The following is a 16,686-nucleotide window of genomic DNA, read 5'->3' as shown; positions in this document are numbered from 1 at the left end:
GCCTGCTCTCTGTTGTCTCTGAAGAGTTTCCACTTTGTCGGCCGGAAGGCGATGCGGCTGTGGTCGCCGGCGGCGGCGCGTTCGGGCGACAGTTCGATCTCGACATGCGGATGGTTGCGGCCCAGATCGAGTTCGAGATGGCGGGTGCCGGCAACGCGGCGGCTGGCGGTGACGAGGCCGGCAAGACAGCCGCCGCAGCCGTCGATCAGCTCGATGTCGTGCGGGCGGAAGTGCAGGTTGGCAGGCCCGTCCGGCTCGGCCGGGGCCCTGAGCCCGATCGGCCGGTCCTCGAACCAGATCTCGCCGTTCTGGAGCGTGACGGCGAGCGCGTTCGACTGGCCGATGAAGCCGAAGACGAAGGGCGAAACCGGATGGTCGTAGATCTCGTCGGGGGTGCCGACCTGTTCGATCGCGCCCTTGCTCATGACGACGACGCGGTCTGCCAGTTCCAGCGCCTCCTCCTGGTCGTGGGTGACGAAGATCGTCGTGTGGCCGGTGCGGTCATGGATCTCGCGCAGCCACTTGCGCAGTTCTTTTCGCACCTGGGCGTCGAGCGCGCCGAACGGCTCGTCGAGCAGCAGCACGTTCGGCTCGACCGCCATGGCGCGGGCGAGCGCCACGCGCTGGCGCTGGCCGCCGGAGAGCTGGGCCGGATAGCGTTTGTCGAGACCGGAGAGCTGCACCAGGTCGAGCAGGTCGAGGGCGCGCTTGCGGATCTCAGCGGCCGGCGGCCTTCGGCCCGACGGGCGCACCTTGAGGCCGAAGGCGACGTTGTCGAGCACGGTCATGTGGCGGAACAGGGCATAGTGCTGGAAGACGAAGCCGATGTTGCGCTGCTGCACCGTCTTTTGCGAGGCGTCCTCGTCACCGAAGAAGATCGTGCCGCCGGTCGGGCTTTCGAGACCGGCAACGAGACGCAGCAAGGTCGTCTTGCCGGAACCGGAGGGGCCAAGCAGCGCGATCAACTCGCCGGAGCGGATATCGAGTGAGACGTCGTCGAGCGCCGGGAAGCGGCCGAATTCCTTGCGGATGTTGTGAACGCGCACGTCCATAGCGTTTGACCTTTCAGTGCCTGCGGCTGGCGGCGATCTCGGCGCTGTAGCGGATCTCCAGCGCCGTCTTCAAAATCAGGGTGATCAGCGCCAGCAGCGCCAGCAACGCCGCCACCGCGAAGGCGGCGACGAAGTTGTATTCATTATAGAGGATTTCGACCTGCAACGGCATGGTGTTGGTCACGCCGCGGATATGGCCGGAGACGACCGAGACGGCGCCGAACTCGCCCATGGCGCGGGCGTTGCACAAAAGCACGCCGTAAAGCAGCCCCCATTTGATGTTGGGCAGCGTCACGAACCAGAAGGTCTGCCAGCCCGATGCCCCCAAGGACAGCGCCGCCTCCTCGTCGCTGGACCCCTGTTCCTGCATCAGCGGGATCAGCTCGCGGGCGACGAAGGGGAAGGTGACGAAGACGGTGGCGAGCACCAGCCCGGGCACGGCAAACAGGATCTGGATGCCGTGGCTCTGCAGCCAGGGACCGATCAGGCTGTGCGAGCCGAACAGAAGCACGAAGACGAGGCCGGAAATGACCGGCGAGACCGAGAACGGCAGGTCGATCAGCGTCGTCAGGAACGCCTTGCCCTTGAACTCGAACTTGGCGATCGCCCAGGCGGCGGCAACCCCGAAGACGAGGTTGAGCGGCACGGCGATGACGGCGACGATCAGCGTCAGGCGAATGGCCGAGAAGGTCTCGGTGTCGCCAAGCGCGGCAACGAATTCACCCACCCCCTTGCGCAGCGCCTCGGTGAAGACGGCGGCGAGCGGCAACAGCAAAAACAGCGCGACGAAGACAAGGGCGGTGATCGTCAGGGTCAGCCGGGCAAAGCGGCTTTCGGAGGTGGCGGCGGCCAGCGCCGGCAGGGCGCGTTGCGGGCCGGATGCGGGCAGAGGATTGGCGGTCAGATCATGCGACATAGACATATCTCCGCCGGCTCCAGGCCTGGATCGAGTTGATGAGGAGCAGCATGGCGAAGGAGATCGCCAGCATCACCGCGGCAATGGCGGTGGCGGCGGCATAGTTAAACTCTTCGAGTCTGATGACGATCAGAAGCGGCGCGATCTCCGAGACATAAGGCAGGTTGCCGGCGATGAAGATCACCGAGCCGTATTCGCCGACGCCGCGGGCAAAGGCGAGGGCGAAGCCGGTCAAGCCGGCCGGCAACAGCCCCGGCAGCAGCACCCGGCTGATCGTCTGGAAGCGGCTGGCGCCAAGGGTGGCTGCGGCTTCTTCCACCTCCTTGTCGATCTCCTCCATGATCGGCTGCACGGTCCTGACGACAAACGGCAGGCCGACGAAGATCAGCGCGACGACGATGCCGGACGGCGTAAAGGCGATCTTCAGGCCGAGCGGCTCGATGAACTGGCCGATCCAGCCGTTGCCGGCATAAAGCGTCGTCAAGGCAATGCCGGCGACCGCCGTCGGCAGCGCGAACGGCAGGTCGACCATGGCATCGATCACCCGTTTGCCGGGGAACCGATAGCGCACCAGCACCCAGGCGAGGATGACGCCGAAGACGAGGTTGATGACGGCGGCGAGAAACGCCGTGCCGAACGAGATCTTCAAGGCATTGAGCGTGCGCGGATCGAGCGCCAGCTCAAAGAACTTGGCCCAGCCGAGCCCGCTGGCCCGCCACACCAGTCCCGACAGCGGGATCAACACGATCAGCACCAGCCAACTCAGCGTGATCCCGAGCGACAGCCCAAAACCAGGCAAAACACTCGGCTGGCGAAATCGCCAGCGGCTCCCATTGCGTCGGTCCGTCAACTTCCAGTCACCTTTTCAGCCCTGCAACCGCAAACGGTCGCGCCATCCCCTCATCCAAACCGATCATCAAGTCGCCGGTTGGCCGGCTTGTCAGAGCGCCGGTGTATTTCGGCGCCAAACTAACAATTTCACGGGCTCCAACAACGCAAATTTTTGACGCTGGGACGGGTCACAAGGAAACTGATTTCGCTTTTGAGCCGCGTCGCTGGAAACACTCTACTGCGAATATTGTTCCATGCCGGATTATCGATCACGCGGGCGCAGCTTTCAGACAGGAAAATAAATACTATCGATTTTATAGATATTAGGCGTTCCTTGCTTCTCCGCCGTCTGTCGGTTGCGCATAGTCGGTCCAGAACCGGACCTGCCTGCAACGGGTCGTTGTAACTCCCGCATCGCCTTCGCAAGAGATTGATGTCATGGCAAAAACGCTGATCATTCCGGGATTGTTCGGGTCCGACGAGGGACACTGGCAACGCCATTGGTTGAGAGATCACCCGGATGCCGCTCTGGTCGAACAGGTCGATTGGAACCGGCCGAGGCTCGATGATTGGCGCGATGCTCTCGAACGCGAAATCCTCCGGCACGGAATCGTCGACCTGGTGGCCCACAGCCTCGGCTCGGTTCTTGTTGCCAACCTGGCGCGGCGTCCCCTGGCAAGACATGTGCGCAGCGCACTGCTTGTTGCGCCCTGCGACCTTGACCCCACCGACCGCCTGCATCCCGGCGCCATCGATTTCGGCGCGATGCCCGACCTGCCGCTCCCTTTTTCCAGCCTCGTCGTCGGCAGCCTCAACGATCCCTATATGCCTTTCGACCGCCTGCGGCACGTTTCGACACGATGGGGTGGCCGTCTCGTCGACCTTGGCTATGCCGGCCATATCAATATCGCCAGTGGCTTCGGCCGCTGGTCGCATGGCTATGATCTGTTGCGTGTGCTGAACGGCATCGNGCCGGCGCGCGCGCAACCGATCGAACTTGAGGTGATGGACCGCTCAGCGGCCTGGCCTGAAGCCTTGTAACGAGAGCTAGCCCGACGGGCTCTTCCACATGGCACTTGATGTTCAGATCGTTTCGCGCTCTAATAGCGCACTAACTTTATAGAGTATGCCGTCTAGGGATGACCATGCACCAAAGTGCCAGGCCAACCAGAACAACGGATACGGGCTCGACCGCTGCCGCGGCGGGCGCTATGTTTTCCCGACCCCGCGACTATGTCGTATATCGAGACCTCGGTCGGCAATATTCACAATTCGGTCGGTGTCCGCGTTCCGAACCGAAACAGCCATGCATTTCAGACTTTGCCGGGTAGTACCGGCCATGGGAGAGTGCAGATGACTGTCCATGGATTGTTTGCGAAGGTCGCTCCCGAGGGGGCCGCTGCGCGAGCCAAACCGCATATCGCTATCATCGGCCGCGGCTTTTCCGGCGTGATGATGGCCATTGCGCTGATGAAGTCGGTGCGGACTGCGTTCCACGTCCACCTCTTCGATCCGCAGCCGACGATCAGCGGCGGACAGGTGTTGGCCGCCGCCCAGAGTGGCGAGATCCTCAACAGCCGAGTGCGCGACCTTTCGGTCGCCGCAGGCCAGCCGGAGGATTTCAATGACTGGCTGTTGGCGAATGCCGAATTCCGCGCGGCCGTTTCCGCCGCGATTCCCGGCTTTCAGCAGATTTTCGTGCCGAAGAGCATCTTCAGCGACTACGTCTATCAGCGCTTTTCCGAAGCGCTGACCCGCCGGCCCGATATTTCAATGCAGCTTTCCTGTCAGGCGGTACTGGGGCTACGCAAGCAAGCCAATGGCCGCTTCCTGGTGGTGCAGGAGGAAGCAACGGTGGAGTGTGATGCCGTCGTGTTGGCCACCGGCTTCGGCCTTCGCCAGGGCGAGATGGAGATCGCCGAGGAGGAGAAGCCGCTGGTGCGCGCCCGCCGCCTCGTCGTGCCGCGTCATGCCGCCCTGCTCGGCAGCGGCGTTCGCGTCGTCGACCGCCTGCTGCAATTGCGCGACAACGGCTTTGCCGGCGAGATCACCATTCTCTCCCGGCACGGCTTTCTGCCGCAGCCGCATACGCGTCTGGCGGCCGCGCCGACCTTTCCGGTCGAGCCGATGCCGACCCGGCTCGGCGATATCGTCCGCTTCGTCCGGCAGGCTTGCGCAGAGGCGGAAGCCGCCGGCCTTGGCTGGCAGGCGGCCATGAATGGCCTGCGCAGGCGCGCTCGCTCTCTCTGGCAATCTTTGCCTGAGGAGGAAAAGCACCGGTTCAACCGGCACCTTCGGTCGATCTATGACAGCCACCGCAACCGCCTGCCGGCGCCCCTGCACCTGCGGCTCCAGCAGGAGCTTGCCGGCGGGCAAACCACCATTCGGAAGGGCTGGGCGGGCAAGCGCCGTCCTGATGGCTTGATGGTGCGCTGGGCGGGTGAAAACGAGGAGACGTTGCTTTCCGCCGATCAGGTAATCGACTGTCGCTGCTCGGCGCCGGACCTTCGAGCGCCGCTGATGCAGAGCCTTTTTGCCGGTGGCCTGGCGGAGCCGGACGAACTCAGTCTTGGGATTGCCGTCAGCCCGGCTGGCGAGGTTCTGGCCGCCGGGCAGCCGACGCGTAACCTCTATGCGATCGGACCGCTCGGCGTCGGCAGCCTGCCGGACATCGACCTGGTGCCCGAAATCGTGACGCAGACCTATGCGGCGGCGCGATTGATCGCCACCCGGCATCGCGTGACGCTGAAGACCGGGTGACGGTACAACGCGATCTCCCCGGGGCGTCAGCGTCGTGTCGCCCACGGTACCAGCCATCGCTCGAGCAGGCGTGCCGCCATCTCGAAGACGAAAGCGACGGCGGCAATGACGACGATGCCGGCGATCACCACATCGGTCACCAGAAACTGGGCAGCAGACTGGATCATGAAGCCGAGGCCGCGTGTTGCCGCGACCAGTTCGGCCGCCACCAGCGTCGACCAGCCTGCACCAAGCGCAATCCGTGTCCCGGTCAGGACCGACGGCAGGGCGCTTGGCAGGATGACGTGGCGTAGCACCTGCAGACGCGACGCGCCAAAGGCGCGGGCCGCGTTGATGTGATCGCTCCAGGTGGATTTGACACCGGTCGCCGTGGACAGAATGATCGGCGGCAACATTGCGAGCGCAATGACCGCGATCTTGGAGGCCTCGCCGATCCCCAGCCAGATGATCACCAACGGCAAATAGGCAAGCGGCGGCAAGGGTCGCAGGAATTCCACGATCGGATCGAGGATGCCTTTCCCAAGCCGGCTTGTGCCGATGGCAATACCGGCCGGCACGCCGAGGAGGATTGCGGCTGCAAGAGCGCCGAAAATCCGCAGAAGGCTGGCGCCCACATGCTGGGCGAGGGTCGCGTCGACGAAGCCTGTGACGGCGAGGCTTTGCAGAGCCTTGTAGACGGCGAGCGGCGAGGGCAGGAAGAGCGCCGAGACGAGACCATAGCTTGCAGCAAGGCTCCAGAGGGCCAGCAACGCGACGACCGTCGCCAGGGATATCCAGGCGAGCGGTAGCGGCGATCTCGTCGTGCCCTGTTCCGGTTGCTCGACGATGTCGCGCGGTTGATGCGTCGTCGACGGCGCGCTCTCGATCGAGAGGCTCATGCGGCGATCCCTTCGTCTTCGGCATGGATGAGAGCGGTCAGTTCGTCATGCAAGCGCCGGAACGCAGGCGAACTGCGTATCTCGGCGAGCGGTGCACCGGCCAGAAGATCACGACCGAACGCAGTGGCGATCTCGCTGGCGATGCGCCCGGGATTGGGCGCGAGCACAATGATCCGGGTCGCGAGCAGAAGCGCTTCCTCGATACTATGGGTGATCAGGAGTGCGCCGACGCCGCTCTTCTGCCAGACATCGAGAAGAAACCCCTGCATCCGGCTGCGCGTGAGTGCGTCGAGTGCGCCGAGCGGTTCATCCATCAGCAGGAACTTCGGGTCTGACGCGAGCGCCCTGGCGATACCGACCCGCTGGCGCATGCCGCCGGAGAGCTCCCAGACGTGTCGGTCCGCCGCATCAGGCAAACCGACCCGGTTGAGGAGGCTGCGCGCTCTCTCCAGCCGCTCCGGCCTCGCAATACCGCGCAGATGAAGCGGAAAGGCGACATTGTCGAGAGCGGTCAGCCACGGATAGAGCGCATCGTTCTGGAAAACCACGGCCCGATCTGCACCCGGACCCGCAACTGGCCGGCCATCGACGCAGACCTGACCGCTGCTTGCCGCTACGAAGCCAGCCGCCAGATTGAGAAGACTGGTCTTACCCGAGCCGGAGCGACCGATGACGACGACGAATTCGTCACGGGCGATCTTGAGGCCAATGGAAGCGAGGACAGGGGCGGCCCTGCTGTCGGGAGCTGCATAACGCAGCGTGATATTTTCGAGCGAAAGTACGGACATCCTGCTGTTCCATGCTGGGTGGCGCGCTGGCATGCTCGCCCGGCTTCATGAGCCGGGCGAGCTCTCGAACGGGGTGGTCTCAGAACGAGAGCTTCGCTGCCTCCTGCGCCCATCGCGCGGAGACGTAGGGCGTGTAATCCGGAAGCACCGCGGGAATCTTGCCCTGCTCAAGCAGGAAGGCCGAAGTCTCGGCGATGGCCTTGGCCGTCGCTCCGCCGAGAAGATCAGAGCCTGCCTGCTCTTCAAGCGAAGGGAAGTAATAGCCCTTGAGGAGCGTCGGCACGTCCTCGGGCTTTGCGCCTGTCAGGCGGGCGATCTTCTCCACCTCAGGCGAACCGGCGTTCCAGCTTTCCGGCTTTGCGCGGTAATCCGCATAGGCGTCGCCAGTCACCTTGACGAAGCCAGTCACGATATCCGGATGCTCCTCGGCAAACTTCTTGCTGACGATCCAGGCATCGAAGGTAGGACCTCCCCATTTCGCCACGTCGCTCGAGGTCGCAAGCACGGTTGCGGTCTTCTTGATCTCGGAAAGCACCGGATCCCAGACATAGGCGCCGTCGATATCGCCGCGCTGCCAGGCAGCTGCGATTTCCGGGGGGCGAAGGTTGAGGATTTCGACCGACTTCGGATCGATGTTCCAGTGTTTCAGCGCCGTGAGCAGGCTGTAATGCGCCGTCGAAACGAAGGGGGTCGCGATCTTCTTGCCGGCAAGCTGCTCCGGCTTGTCGATGCCCTTGACGGCGAGGGCCTCGGCTTCGCTGATCAGTCCGACGACGAAGATGGTTTCGAGGGGGAGCTGCCGGCTGGCGGCAGCGGCGAGCGGCGACGAGCCGACATAGCCGATGTCGATCGACCCGGAGGCGAGCGCGGCGATCACGTCGGCGCCGCCATCAAACTTTTGCCAGGTGATCTTGGCTCCGGTGATTTTTTCGTAGGTGCCAACCGCCTGCGGCACCCGAGACGGCTCGACGATCGGTTGGTAACCGATTGTAAACGTCGTTTCGGCGGCGAGAGCGGGGAAGGTGGTCTGGCTGGCCAGAAGCAGGGCCGCGCTTGCGGCAAGAAGGGTGCGTCTGCGGATCGTCATTGTGTGCTCCTCAACGGTTGGGGTCCTGGCCCCGCTCCGGAGCCTCATCACAATGCTGATAAAAAAGGTGGATTTTATATAGATAATTTATTCCGCATTTCTCTGAACCGCAGTGGTCCCATTCCAAAATTGAGGCGTTTCCGCGCAGCTTCGTGCGCCTGCCGTGGGCTCGCAGCGAGGCTAGAGATCAAGGCCACCGTAGCGGCCGTTGTGGTAGACGATCGGCTCGCCGGAGCCCGCGCTGATCGCCACGACCCGGCCGAGGATGATGGCGTGGCTGTGGCGCTCGATGATTTCCTCGACCTCGCAGTCGATCGCGGCCAGCGCGCCGCTCAATGCCGACGCGCCGCTTGCCAGCCTCACCCAGTCGGCTCCCTCGTAGCGGGCAGAGCCCTTGGCTCCATCCAGGCCGGAGAAGCGCTCCGCCACCCTCTGGTGCTCTCGCGAGAGGACGTTGACGCAGAAATGCCGGTAGCGCTGGATGATCGGCCAGGTCGAAGACGTCCGGTTGATATTGACGATCATGGTCGGCGGGTCCACCGACAGCGCCGTCGCCGAGGTGACGGTGGCACCCGTCCGGTCGTCCCCGATGCCGGCAGTGATCACGGAGACGCCCCCTGAGAAATTGCGCATCGCCGCCTTGAGGGCGGGCGCCGTGATCGGTTCGTAGCCATTGCTGGTTGGAATACTTGCGTCGAATGCTGGAGATGCGGCGAGCGCGATCGTCATGGCCAGTCCCTCGAAAATTTCGCCTAATTCCCGATCGCAAACCAGCGATACGAGAAAAATTTTTCCTCGCATCAAAAATGATAGCCCGATTTTTGATTGTCAATAAATTTTATAGAGTTTATGTTTTTTATAGTCGGCGAGGCGATCATGGCTGCCGAAAGCGAACTTGCGAGGAGGCATTTGCCGATGAACACTGCACCCGTGAAAATCCCTGAAAAGATCAATGTTCTCTGGTTTCTGCCGACCCACGGCGACAGCCGCTATCTCGGCACCATACGTGGCGGCCGCAATGTCGATATCAACTATCTGAAGCAGGTGGCTCAGGCGGCCGATTCGCTCGGCTATTACGGCGTTCTCATTCCGACGGGCCGTAGCTGCGAAGACAGCTGGGTCGTTGCCTCGGCGCTGGCGCCGCTCACGGAGAAACTGCGGTTTCTGATTGCGGTGCGGCCAGGGCTTCTATCACCGACGCTGGCGGCGCGCATGACGGCGACGCTCGACCGGCTCTCGAATGGGCGGCTTCTGATCAACGTCGTCACCGGCGGCGACCCGATCGAAAACAAGGGCGACGGTATCCACTTCTCGCACACGGAGCGCTACGAGGTGACCGAGGAATTCCTCAACATTTACAAAGCCGTGCTTCGCGGTGAAGAAGTCGATTTCAAGGGAAACCACTTCGATATCGAGGGCGGGAAGCTTCTGTTTCAGCCGGTGCAGAAGCCGCATCCGCCGCTCTATTTCGGCGGCTCCTCAGGCAAGGGCCAGGAAGTGGCGGCGCGCACGATCGACAAGTACCTGACCTGGGGAGAGCCTGTCGAAGACGTTGCCAGGAAGATTGCCGAAGTTCGTGCGCTCGCCGACGCCGAGGGCAGGGACCTGACCTTCGGCATTCGCCTTCATGTGATCGTGCGTGAAACCGCCAAGGAGGCATGGCAGGCGGCCGACGAACTGATACAATATGTCGATGACGACACGATTGCCGCCGCACAGAAGGTGTTCGAGCGTATGGATTCGGTTGGTCAGAGCCGCATGAGCCGCCTGCATGGCGGCCGACGGGACAAACTTGAAGTCGCTCCGAACCTCTGGGCCGGGGTCGGCTTGGTGCGCGGCGGCGCGGGCACGGCCCTTGTCGGCGACCCCGACCAGGTGAAGGCTCGCATGGAGGAATACCGCCAGGCGGGTATCGATAGTTTCATCCTGTCTGGCTATCCGCATCTGGAGGAGGCCTATCGTTTCGGTGAACTGGTGCTGCCGAACCTGCCGCTTGCCCATGCGGTTCCGGCCCGCGAAGCGTCGATCAACACCGGCCCGTTTGGCGAGACGATTGCCGGCGATCATCGTCCGAAACTGAAGGTTTCCCAATCGTGACAGGACCGGCGCGCCGCACCGTGATCGCAATCGTCGGCGGCGGCTTCACCGGGGCGGCGGTTGCTGCAAATCTCGCGCGGAACGTAGCAAGCGACGGCGCGACCATCATCGTCTTCGAGCCGCGGGCGCGCCTCGGCGCGGGCCTCGCCTATGACACGGACAATCCTGCGCACCGTATCAATGTGCCGGCCGCGCGCATGAGCCTGATCCCCGACGATCCTGACGATTTCCTCAACTGGATGGCGGCAAAAGGTGAACCGCGCGGCGACCCCGAGGCTCTGGCGGTCGGTGGCAATCTCTATCCGCGCCGAGCGGTCTTTGGTCGCTACGTCTGCGAGTTCGTCGCACCGTTCCTGAAAAGTGGAAAGGTCGAGCATCGGCGCGAACGTGTCGCGCATATCGATCGTCACGGGGATCGTTGGCGGCTGAGCAGTTCAGCCGGCACCGAACTGCTGGCCGATATCGTCGTTATCGCCACCACCCATCCGGCGCCCTGTGCCCCGCGGCGCCTGGATCAGGCGCTTGACGGCCACCCGCGCTATGTGGCGGATTCCACGGTCGCAGGTTCCCTGGCCTGCATCCGCGCCGATGATCACGTCCTTGTCGTCGGAAACGGGCTGACGGCAGCCGACGTGATTGCCTCGCTGGGGCTCGCCGATCATCGCGGGCCGGTCGTCGCCCTTTCACGCCGGGGCTTGCGGTCACGCGGCCATGCCGGAGTGCCCCAGGAGCCGTTCGGCGATTTCACCAGCGACCCGGTGCGAACCGCGCTCGAATTGCTGAAGCGCGTCCGACGTGCCGTGCAGGACGCGGCCGATATCGGCACGAGCTGGCATGGGGTTTTCGACGCGCTTCGCAGCCAGGGTGGCCAGATCTGGCGGGCGCTGCCGGTGGCGGAGCGCCGCCGCCTCGTGCGCCATCTGCGTCCCTTCTGGGACGTTCACCGTTTTCGCGTGGCGCCGCAGATCGATGGAACGATCCTGCATGGGCTGGAGCAAGGGCGGCTCCGAATCCTCGGCGCTTCGGTCGAGGAGGTGTGGAGACGCGGTCATGTCATCGCCGTCGATATCCGTCACCGACACACCGGTCACCGGGAGCGCCTGCTGTTCGATGCCTGTGTGGTGACGACCGGCCCGGCTCATACTGGCATTCTCTCGAGTCAGGCCTGGCTTGCAGACCTTGCTTCACAGGGATGGCTACGTCTGGATGACGTGGGCTTGGGCCTCGCCTGCGACGAGGCAAGCCGCGCGATCGGGGTGAACGGCACGGCTGAGCCATCGCTCATCGTTGCCGGACCGCTGGCGCGCGGTACCTTCGGGGAGCTCATGGGCCTGCCACAGGTCAACGATCAAGCGATTTTCGTCGCCGAAGAGATTGCAGGCATGCTGCTGAAGCCTGAGCGAAGCGGCCGACGTGTCGCTTCCGTGGCAAAAATTCAGCAGAGGCCGGTAACGACCGTTCGCGGCGCCGCTAGCCGTTGACCGGCGTGGTTTCACCATCGAGACGCAGCGACCAGTCCTCGACCGTGCGCGTCTGCAGGCGCTTGGTCGCATAGTCCCGCCAGCTGGATGGAAGAATGGCAAGATTGGCGATCTCTTCAAGCGCGTGGCGATTGAGCGTATCGACGTAGAGAAAGTGCCAGAGCCGGGCGATCGTCCACTCGGGATGACGGCGCTCGACGAGGTGCAATCGGTCGCCGGCCGAAACCAGTCCGGCTTCGATGACGCGATAGTACCAGCCGGTGCGGCCGGATTGCTGAAGGCGCCGCGCCATGTCGGGCAAGTCGAAGCGGCGGTTCAATTTCCAGCAGGGCTGCCGGCCCTGGCTCACTTCCAGAAGGGCGCCGCCGAGGCGAAACCGATCTCCGACCGCGACATCGCCCTCCGTCAGCCCCAGGGTCGAGAGATTTTCGCCGAAGGCGCCCGGCTGTTTTAACAGCGGTATGGAGCCGATCTCGTCCGTCCAGGCCCGATAATGATCCCGGGGGTAGTGATGCACCGCCTTGTCGACACCGCCGTGCCTTTTGAGATCGCCCTGATGATCGCCGGAAAAGCCGGTGGCACAGAGCTCAACGGCGCCGTCCAGCGGATGTTTGTCGATGCCGCTCAGCGTCCCCCGATCGTCGATCGGCGCGAGGCTGCCGACGAGCAAGGCGTCGAGGGAGATCGGCTGCCGATCAATCATCGATCTGCTCCAGCCAATCGCCAATCATCGCTGCGGCGGCGCGCTCCAGACTGGGGCCGAAGCGCTGGGCATCGGCACGAAGATCCGGCACGCTCAATCCTGCCGCCGCCAGTTCGCAGGCATGGCCGACCAGCCAGCGTTCGAAGGCAGCACCCGTTTCAGCCTCAGGATGAAACTGCAGGCCAAGAATCTTGCGCCCGCGCATGAAGGCCTGCTGTGCGATCTGCTGCGTCGACGCCAGCAAGTCAGCGCCGGGCGGCAGGTCATAGGTATCGCCATGCCAGTGCAACACGGAAACGTCGGCGAGATGACTGAGAGGTGAGGCGAGGCCTGAAGCAGAGAGGCTCAGCGGTGAGAAACCGATCTCCTTGATGCCGGACGAATAGACGCGAGCGCCGAGCGCCCGAGCGATCAGTTGCGCACCCAGGCAAATGCCAAGCGTTGGCCGATCTGCGGAAAGACGCGCTTGCAGCATCGCGATCTCTTTTGCGACGTAGGGGTAGGCCGCCTCCTCATAGACGCCGATCGGGCCGCCGAGCACGACGAGAAGATCCGGCTCGATCGGATCGAACGAAAGATAGTCTGCATCGCCGACATCTCGATACTCGATGGCAAACCCCGCCGCATGCAGCGGATCCGCAAAGGTGCCAAGGTCTTCGAAATGCACATGCCGCACGGCGACGGCCTTCCTTGCAGTCATCATCCGTCTCCTCTAGCGGCGTCCATCATGCGTGTTGGGGACCGTGCAGCCGTCGCTCGTGCACCCGAGCGCTTCCGGACCAGCGGCAGAGAAGTCCGGGATCGGGGTCGCGAGCAGCGTGGCGAGGCGCGCGCCGATGACCATGTCGTCTTCGATCCCGAAGTGATGGTGTTCAACGTGACCGTCACGGCCGATGATGATCGCAGTTGGCGTGCCGCGCATACCGTAGCGCTCCATCGTCTTCGGGATCGGCCCGTCATCCGATGGCTGATCGACGGCGATCGGGAAGGTCAGCCGGTATTCGTGAATGAAGGCCTTGAGCGCGTCCGGCGTCATGACCGCGTGATGCTCGAACACCGAATGCAGGCCGATGACCTGCAGGTCGGTCTCGCGAAAGACGGTCTGGACGCGCTGAGTCTGCGGCAGGCCGTGCGATACACAGGCGGGGCAGAGCATCTGAAAGGCATGGAGGAAAACGACCCGGCCGCGCAGCCGTTCGAGGCTGAAAGGCGCAGGCGTATTGAACCAGGTCGAAACGGCGAGTTCCGGGGCGGCGATCCGATAGTTGCTGTTCATTGTCATCTCCGGAGATGGCCGGACGGGCGCTGCCGTCCGGCCGCCTTGTCAGGCCGCTTCGCGAACGAGCTTCACACCGGGGAAATCGACCGGTACGGCAAGCGCGACGTTGATGTAGTTCGTGAAGAGATTGAGCGCGACATGGGCGATGATCTCGACGACATCCTGATCGTCGTAACCGGCATCACGCAGCGCCCGCACTTCGGCATCAGTGATCTGGCCGCGTGCTTCGACGAGTTTTTGGGCGAAGGTCAACGCCGCCGCCGTCTTCGGGTCGGACGACTTGCCCCGTTGCGCATTCGCCATTTCTTCCGCGGTCGCCCCGGCCTTGCGGCCAAGCGCGGTATGGGCGGCCAGGCAATAGTTGCAATCGTTGCGGTCGGCGACGGCAACGGCGATCTGCTCGCCGAGCTTGGCGCCGAGACGGCCGTTTCCGAGCGCGCCGAAAGAACCCCACATGCTGGCAAGGGCAGCCGGCGAGTTGGCGACCGCCCGGAACATGTTGGGGGCGATGCCGAAGGCGGAGCGGATCTCGCCAAGCAACTCGCCACTGGCGCCGGTTGCCGAATTGGGGTCAACTAGATTAATTCTGCTCATGGTTTTCTCTTTCTATTTGCGTGGAGGGAGAAAATTGCCGGTCCGCCGATGGCAGTCGTCGGACCGGCGCCGACATCATCGGCACCCGCTCGCGGTACTGAGAACGGTGCTCGCGGGCTCCGATGTTGAAGCTGGTGGCGAGAGCATGGCCGCTCGCTCGGTCTTGCGCCCGGCTCGGCTGCCGGCGCGTGTGTTTCCTTTCATTCTCATTTCAGGCCGCGCCGCGGTTGAAAACCCGCCAGGCAGCGTCCCGGTCCGCATCGTCGGCGCTTTCAAATTCACCGCAGTCAACGCGCAACTCCGCCGGCCCGAATGCGGCATCGACGAAGGCGCAATGGTGCGGTGCCTTCGGATCGTCGTAGACATGGGGGCGGAAGTAGCGACAGTTGACGCACATGCGCTGTTCCGGAATGGCGCCAGCCGACTGCAGGCGGCGGATGATCCTGACGAGGTGTATCAACAGGTCCTGCTGCTCGAGCTTGGAAAGCGCGGCGATGGCGTCCTGCGTGGCCGATGCCAGTTGACCGGCCTGGCGAACCGCAGCTTCGCCCTGCAGCGTCGCCGCGACTGAAAGGGCCCGCGCGTCGTTGGGGTCGGCCCGTTTCTCGACGAGCCCCTTGCGCAGGAGCGCGTTGACCGAATCCGTCGTGGTCGGCTGGCTGACGCCGAGATAGGCGGCGATCTGCTTGACGCGCATACCGCTTCGGTCGCGGGCGACGAGAAAGGTGAGTATTTGCAATTGCGTCGGATTGAGGCCGATCGCCTCGGCGGTCGTCCAGGCCTCGCTGCGCTTGGCCGTTGCCACGCGCGATAGCCCGTCACCAATCCGGTCGACCAAGGTGGGTGTATTACCAGGTTCGTTGCTCATGGCGTCATTTGTATAGGGATCCTATGTATTGTCAATGAGCGTTGGAAAAGCGCCGCGAATTTGACGCGCATCAAAGTAGAGGGGGGATCGCGGGCCTATTTCTCTGTTCGAACAACCCGAGCACGGGCTGGTCGCTCAAATGGAGAAGACGATGTTGAATGCAATCAAGAGCGGATTGGGTATCGCCATCGCGGCAATGCTTGTCGCAGCACCTGCAGCCGCCGCAGACTTCGAAGTGCACATGCTGAACAAGGGCAAGGACGGTGCGATGGTGTTCGAGCCGACATCGCTGAAAGTTGCGCCCGGTGACACGGTCACCTTCATCCCCACCGACAAGGGGCACAATGTCGAATCCATCAAGGGCATGATCCCGGATGGCGCCGAGGTTTTCAAAAGCAAGATCAATGAAAACTACAAGGTGACTTTCACCGCTCCCGGGGTCTACGCCGTCAAATGCACCCCGCACTACGGCATGGGCATGGTCGGCGTTGTCCAGGTCGGCGACGCTCCTGCCAACCTCGACGCCGTGAAGGCTGCCAAGAACCCGAAGAAGGCGCAGGAGCGCCTGGATGCCGCCCTGGCGGCGCTCGGAAACTAAGCGTTAGGCTACGCTTCGGAGCGGGGTGGGGACAGGCCGCTCCTGGCGACCGCGCACTGGGTGAGGCGCGACGCCATCATGCGGAACCAATGCGAAGGCTTCGCGTTGGTTCCGCATGGATCAGATCACCGCCGAATTGTTCCCGCCTTCACAGATTCCCTATCCCGTCATATTTGCGCGCATCCTCGGTGCGCTGTTTTTAGGTGCCGTCATCGGCTTCGAGCGCGAGGCAAAGGCGCGGCCGGCGGGGCTCAAGACCCACATGCTCGTCTGCCTTGCCGCCTGCACCTTCGGCATCATCTCGCTCGAAAGCGTCCGTCTCGGAGGCTTCTTCGACGATCGCGTCCGCCTCGATCCGTTGCGGGTTGTGGAAGCGGTGACGGCGGGCGTCGCCTTTCTCGCCGCCGGCACCATCGTGCTTTCCAGGGGGGAAGTTCAGGGGATAACGACCGGCGCCAGCCTCTGGCTCGCGGGGGCCATCGGTCTTGCGGTGGGCTTCGGTCAATGGGTCGTCGGCGGCCTTGCGGTTGCCTGTGCCTTCTCCGTCCTCTTCGTCATCGGCTCCATCGAGGCGCGGGCAATGCCCCACCAAAAGCCGGACGTCGAACCACAGGACGAGGCCAGCAATACCCACGCCAGGCGTTAGGGTTGACCCCACGTGATATGCTCGAGCGCCCGGCCATCTAAAAAAGTTATCAATTTGCATGAGTTAACGACGCTACTATTTTGATTTTTATATTTATTATTGCTTGCT

General features: G+C 63.4%; 18 protein-coding genes. 6 read left to right on the top strand and 12 right to left on the bottom strand.

What is annotated here, in order from left to right:
- The 3 genes from ACTJKM_RS18115 to cysT form a co-directional block, all read right to left on the bottom strand.
- Positions 1-1,052, bottom strand: a 1,052-nt coding sequence (locus ACTJKM_RS18115) for a sulfate/molybdate ABC transporter ATP-binding protein (protein WP_440639824.1), incomplete at its 3' end; no start/stop codon positions are given.
- A 13-nt stretch (positions 1,053-1,065) separates the two neighbouring features.
- Complete coding sequence (gene cysW / locus ACTJKM_RS18110) at positions 1,066-1,968, bottom strand: sulfate ABC transporter permease subunit CysW (RefSeq protein WP_058325947.1); 903 nt, start codon at positions 1,966-1,968, stop codon at positions 1,066-1,068.
- Positions 1,958-2,818: a sulfate ABC transporter permease subunit CysT gene (cysT, locus tag ACTJKM_RS18105; protein WP_440660708.1), complete on the bottom strand. Its 861-nt coding sequence runs from the start codon at positions 2,816-2,818 to the stop codon at positions 1,958-1,960. Before cysT ends, cysW begins: the two co-directional genes overlap by 11 nt.
- 419 nt (positions 2,819-3,237) lie before the next feature.
- Between cysT and ACTJKM_RS18100 the strand changes: the two genes are divergently transcribed.
- Both ACTJKM_RS18100 and ACTJKM_RS18095 read left to right on the top strand, forming a co-directional pair.
- The gene (locus ACTJKM_RS18100; RefSeq protein ID WP_440660707.1) at positions 3,238-3,840 is read left to right on the top strand and encodes an RBBP9/YdeN family alpha/beta hydrolase; all 603 of its coding nucleotides are present in this window, start codon (positions 3,238-3,240) and stop codon (positions 3,838-3,840) included.
- A 312-nt stretch (positions 3,841-4,152) separates the two neighbouring features.
- On the top strand, positions 4,153-5,559 hold the full coding sequence (locus ACTJKM_RS18095) for an FAD/NAD(P)-binding protein (RefSeq protein ID WP_058328011.1): 1,407 nt from the start codon (positions 4,153-4,155) through the stop codon (positions 5,557-5,559).
- 26 nt (positions 5,560-5,585) lie between these two features.
- Here ACTJKM_RS18095 and ACTJKM_RS18090 read toward each other — a convergent pair whose 3' ends face one another.
- From ACTJKM_RS18090 to ACTJKM_RS18075, 4 genes are all read right to left on the bottom strand, one after another.
- Positions 5,586-6,437 carry an ABC transporter permease subunit gene (locus ACTJKM_RS18090; protein ID WP_058328010.1) on the bottom strand — a complete coding sequence of 284 codons (852 nt, stop codon included), beginning with the start codon at positions 6,435-6,437 and terminating at the stop codon, positions 5,586-5,588.
- Positions 6,434-7,225, bottom strand: coding sequence for an ABC transporter ATP-binding protein (locus ACTJKM_RS18085; RefSeq protein WP_113515361.1), 792 nt, complete (start codon positions 7,223-7,225; stop codon positions 6,434-6,436). Before ACTJKM_RS18085 ends, ACTJKM_RS18090 begins: the two co-directional genes overlap by 4 nt.
- A gap of 79 nt (positions 7,226-7,304) precedes the next feature.
- The gene (gene tauA, locus ACTJKM_RS18080) at positions 7,305-8,312 is read right to left on the bottom strand and encodes a taurine ABC transporter substrate-binding protein (protein WP_058328008.1); all 1,008 of its coding nucleotides are present in this window, start codon (positions 8,310-8,312) and stop codon (positions 7,305-7,307) included.
- Positions 8,313-8,492: 180 nt separating this feature from the next.
- Positions 8,493-9,041, bottom strand: a complete 549-nt coding sequence (locus ACTJKM_RS18075; protein WP_082663588.1) for a flavin reductase family protein — start codon at positions 9,039-9,041, stop codon at positions 8,493-8,495.
- 186 nt (positions 9,042-9,227) lie between these two features.
- Here ACTJKM_RS18075 and ssuD point away from each other — a divergent pair, with 186 nt between their 5' ends.
- Both ssuD and ACTJKM_RS18065 read left to right on the top strand, forming a co-directional pair.
- Positions 9,228-10,409 carry an FMNH2-dependent alkanesulfonate monooxygenase gene (gene ssuD, locus ACTJKM_RS18070; protein WP_058328018.1) on the top strand — a complete coding sequence of 394 codons (1,182 nt, stop codon included), beginning with the start codon at positions 9,228-9,230 and terminating at the stop codon, positions 10,407-10,409.
- The gene (locus ACTJKM_RS18065) at positions 10,406-11,890 is read left to right on the top strand and encodes an FAD/NAD(P)-binding protein (RefSeq protein ID WP_440660705.1); all 1,485 of its coding nucleotides are present in this window, start codon (positions 10,406-10,408) and stop codon (positions 11,888-11,890) included. Before ssuD ends, ACTJKM_RS18065 begins: the two co-directional genes overlap by 4 nt.
- On the opposite strand, the gene ACTJKM_RS18060 is transcribed toward ACTJKM_RS18065, so the two are convergent.
- The 5 genes from ACTJKM_RS18060 to ACTJKM_RS18040 all read right to left on the bottom strand — a co-directional run bounded on the left by ACTJKM_RS18060 (position 11,880) and on the right by ACTJKM_RS18040 (position 15,334).
- Positions 11,880-12,593: an MOSC domain-containing protein gene (locus tag ACTJKM_RS18060; RefSeq protein WP_058328007.1), complete on the bottom strand. Its 714-nt coding sequence runs from the start codon at positions 12,591-12,593 to the stop codon at positions 11,880-11,882. The two genes, ACTJKM_RS18065 and ACTJKM_RS18060, sit on opposite strands and share 11 nt — an antisense overlap.
- Positions 12,586-13,293 (bottom strand): glutamine amidotransferase, encoded by a 708-nt coding sequence (locus ACTJKM_RS18055; RefSeq protein ID WP_058328017.1) that lies wholly within the window; start codon positions 13,291-13,293, stop codon positions 12,586-12,588. The genes ACTJKM_RS18060 and ACTJKM_RS18055 overlap by 8 nt, the downstream gene beginning before the upstream one ends.
- A 12-nt stretch (positions 13,294-13,305) precedes the next feature.
- Complete coding sequence (locus tag ACTJKM_RS18050; RefSeq protein WP_082663586.1) at positions 13,306-13,869, bottom strand: redoxin domain-containing protein; 564 nt, start codon at positions 13,867-13,869, stop codon at positions 13,306-13,308.
- Positions 13,870-13,917: 48 nt separating this feature from the next.
- The gene (locus ACTJKM_RS18045; protein ID WP_058328006.1) at positions 13,918-14,466 is read right to left on the bottom strand and encodes a carboxymuconolactone decarboxylase family protein; all 549 of its coding nucleotides are present in this window, start codon (positions 14,464-14,466) and stop codon (positions 13,918-13,920) included.
- Positions 14,467-14,677: 211 nt separating this feature from the next.
- On the bottom strand, positions 14,678-15,334 hold the full coding sequence (locus tag ACTJKM_RS18040; protein ID WP_058328005.1) for a MarR family winged helix-turn-helix transcriptional regulator: 657 nt from the start codon (positions 15,332-15,334) through the stop codon (positions 14,678-14,680).
- A 151-nt stretch (positions 15,335-15,485) separates the two neighbouring features.
- Here ACTJKM_RS18040 and ACTJKM_RS18035 point away from each other — a divergent pair, with 151 nt between their 5' ends.
- The gene (locus ACTJKM_RS18035) at positions 15,486-15,932 is read left to right on the top strand and encodes a pseudoazurin (RefSeq protein WP_082641243.1); all 447 of its coding nucleotides are present in this window, start codon (positions 15,486-15,488) and stop codon (positions 15,930-15,932) included.
- A gap of 115 nt (positions 15,933-16,047) precedes the next feature.
- A complete protein-coding gene (locus ACTJKM_RS18030) occupies positions 16,048-16,578 on the top strand; it encodes an MgtC/SapB family protein (RefSeq protein ID WP_058328004.1) in 531 nt (176 codons plus the stop codon).
- Positions 16,579-16,686: the final 108 nt, after the last annotated feature.

The sequence above is a fragment of the Ensifer sp. 22460 genome (assembly GCF_052044935.1).
GTDB lineage: Bacteria > Pseudomonadota > Alphaproteobacteria > Rhizobiales > Rhizobiaceae > Ensifer.
Note: the sequence above shows the minus strand (reverse complement) of the source record. Positions and strands in the feature narration are given on the sequence as shown.